We start from the raw sequence: 2,908 nt of genomic DNA, 5'->3' as shown, positions 1-2,908 counted from the left end.
GGCGCAGCAGCGCCATGGCGGCCCTGGGGCTGGGCGTGCCGCTGGTGTCCAACGCCGGCGCGGCCACCGAGCCCCTGTGGCGCGACTCCCGGGCGCTCGCCCTGGCGCCCGAGCCCACGGGCGCCTCGGTGCGCGAGGCCGCCGAGGCCCTGCTGTCCGCGCCAGAGACATGGGCCGGGCTGGGCCGGCGCGCGGCCGACTTCTACGCGGAGAACTTCTCGCTCCCGCACACGGTGGACGTGCTGCTGAAGCGGGCCCGCGCGCGCCTGGTGGAGGACGCATGAGCACCCCTGGAGTCCCGCTGCGCCTGGCGTTGCTGATGGACCCACTGGAGGAGGGGTGGCCGAGCATGGACCTCGCGGGCGAGGCCCTGCACGAGCAATTCCACGGCCCGCTGGCGGACTCGGTGTGGGTGACGTCGGTGCGCCCGAGGATGGTGCCCCTGGCGCGACGACTGCCCGTGCTGGGCGAGCGCAAGCAGGCGCTCAACGTGGACCGGCTGCTCACGCGCTTCCTCGCGTACCCGGCGCGGGCGGCGGTGCGCACGCGAGGGCAGGACGCCTACCACGTGGTGGACCACACGTACGCGCAGCTCGTGCACCTGCTGCCCCCCGAGCGCACGGGCGTGTACTGCCATGACCTGGACGCCTTCCGGAGCCTCATCGAGCCGGAGAAGGAGCCGCGGCCGGCGTGGTTCCGGGCGATGGCCTGGGCCACGCTCAAGGGGATGCAACGGGCTGCGGTGGTATTCCACAGCACGGGCGCGGTGCGCGACGAGCTGCTGCGCCACGGGCTGGTGCCCCCGGAGCGGCTGGTGCACGCCCCGCTGGGGGTCTCGCCGGAGTTCGGCCCCGAGCCGGTGCCCGGAGACACGAGCGACGAGGTGCTGCGTCCCCTGGGAGGCCGGCCCTACGTGCTGCACGTCGGCAGTAGCATTCCCCGCAAGCGCGTGGACGTGCTCCTCGAGGTCTTCGCGGCGCTGCGCCGCCAGCACCCGGAGCTGCGACTGGTGCAGCAGGGAGCGGCGTTGAACGAGACGCAGCGGGCCCAGGTGGCGCGGCTCGGCCTCGGCGACGCCCTGCTGCAACCGCCGAAGCTGGACCGGGCGACGCTGGCGGGGCTGTACCGGCGGGCCCGGGGGGTGCTGGTGACGAGCGAGGCGGAGGGCTTCGGGCTGCCCGTCATCGAGGCCCTGGCCTGCGGTGCACCCGTGGTGGCGAGCGACCTGCCGGTGCTGCGCGAGGTGGGCGGCGACGTCGTCACCTACGCCCCGGTGGGAGACATCGGCGCGTGGACGGAGGCGGTACACCGCGTGCTGGAGTCAACCGAGCCCGACGCGGGGCGGAGCCAGCGCATCACACGCGGGCGCGGCTACTCCTGGACGAACCACGCGCGCATCATCCTCGACACCTACCGCCGACTTGCTGGGTAAGGAAACGTTACCCGGCACGCCAACAAACTGTAGGTCACTTCTAGTCGACTAGAAGTGATGTGGTTTGATGTAATCAAAATCCAGTCGATCGACGTTGCCGTGGGGCGGGTCGTCCTGCCTCAGACGTCTGCTAGGGTGGACCGGAAAGGTTCTCCACCCTGGCACTACCATCGTCCCTTGTCCTCCTGGTTCTTCTCGCTCTGTCCGTAGGTGCATCGGCGGCAGCGCAACCCCAGTTCCCGGCCCGCGAGCAGCAGCAACGGCAAGTCGTTGTCCGCAGCAGCCCAAACGAGCTGGTGCCAGAGGTACGGGTGGCGGCCAACGTCGCCACCACCCTCGTCTTCGACGCCCCCATTGACCGGGCCTCGGTGGAAGTGCCGGAGCGGGAGACGCGCTTTCGGCTGGTGGATCCGGGCGAGCGCACCCTCTACCTCGAGCCACTCGTGGCGCCTGGGGCGGGGGAGCGGCTGGTGGTGCGGGTGCGTTACAAGGACGGGTCCACCCCCGCGTATGCCACCGTCGCCCTCGTCTCTCACCCCACGTTGGTGGACACCCGGGTGGAGGTGGTGCGCCGCCTGCACACCGTCGAGACAGTGGAGGCGGCGCTGGCGGAGAAGGAGGCAGAACTCGCGGCGCTCAAGGCAGTGAACGGGCCGGCCGGGCTGGTGTTTTCGGGGCGGCTCGACCTGAAGGGGGTGAGGGCCCGCTCCTTCGTGCAGGCCTCCAGCGGCCCCCAGGGTGGGCTGAAGGTGGCAGACGGTGAGGGGTATCGCGCTGGGTCCTGGGCGCTCGCCGTCGTCCGTGTGCGCAACCTTCCGGGGCAAAAGCCCTGGAAGCCAGGGGCGGCGCGGCTCACCCAGAAGGACGGCACCCCCGTGAAGGTGCGCTCCGTGGAGATGAACAGGGCGCAGCTCGCGCCCGGTGAGGAGGGCCTCGTGGCGGTGGAGACGGAGGCGCCCTCCTGGAAGGCTGGCGAAGTCCTGCACCTCGAGCTACTCGACGAGGGCGGCAGCCGGCGCCTCCCCATCCTCGACGTGGTGCTCTAGGAGGGCCAGCCCATGACGGAAGCCTTGCATCCGGATCACCTCCAACCCGGCCATACCGTGGGGGCCTGGCGCATCGTGCAGGTGCTGGGCGGTGGAGGCTCCTCCCGCGTCTTCAAGGTGGAGCGCGAGGGCGTTTTCTACTCCATGAAGATGGCGCTGCGCCCCCTGTCCGACTCCCGGGAAGCGCTCCCCGAGGCGGAGTACGTGGAGGAGAGGAGCGCCTACCGCAAGCTGGCGCGCGAGGCGGCGGCGCTCTTCATCTACGCCTCGCACCCCAATCTGCTGCGCCTGTACGCGGTGGACTCCTGGCCCAACCCCACCAAGGGCTACCCCTTCCTCGTCACCGACTTCGTGGACGGGGACTCCTGGCACGAATGGCGCTGGAGGACGCACCACGAGGCCGCCCGGCTGGTGGATACCTTCAGCGACG

The 2,908-nt window shown here is 71.1% G+C and carries 2 protein-coding genes and 2 pseudogenes; all 4 read left to right on the top strand.

Going from position 1 to position 2,908, the window contains the following annotated elements:
• A pseudogene (locus tag VF697_RS00255) lies at positions 1-284 on the top strand (hypothetical protein); the annotation flags it as partial.
• Positions 281-1,432, top strand: a complete 1,152-nt coding sequence (locus tag VF697_RS00250) for a glycosyltransferase family 1 protein (RefSeq protein WP_331091043.1) — start codon at positions 281-283, stop codon at positions 1,430-1,432. The pseudogene VF697_RS00255 and the gene VF697_RS00250, both read left to right, overlap by 4 nt.
• Before the next feature lie 158 nt (positions 1,433-1,590).
• The gene (locus VF697_RS00245; RefSeq protein ID WP_331091045.1) at positions 1,591-2,478 is read left to right on the top strand and encodes a DUF2381 family protein; all 888 of its coding nucleotides are present in this window, start codon (positions 1,591-1,593) and stop codon (positions 2,476-2,478) included.
• A gap of 12 nt (positions 2,479-2,490) precedes the next feature.
• Positions 2,491-2,908, top strand: a pseudogene (locus VF697_RS00240) (serine/threonine protein kinase); the annotation flags it as partial.

The sequence above is a fragment of the Archangium sp. genome, assembly GCF_036388035.1.
In the GTDB taxonomy this organism is placed as follows: domain Bacteria; phylum Myxococcota; class Myxococcia; order Myxococcales; family Myxococcaceae; genus Archangium.
Note: the sequence above shows the minus strand (reverse complement) of the source record. Positions and strands in the feature narration are given on the sequence as shown.

Bases quoted from the DNA above. Each gene is read 5' to 3' on its own strand.
- VF697_RS00250 (WP_331091043.1), top strand. From the start codon at position 281: ATGAGCACCCCTGGAGTCCCGCTGCGCCTGGCGTTGCTGATGGACCCA.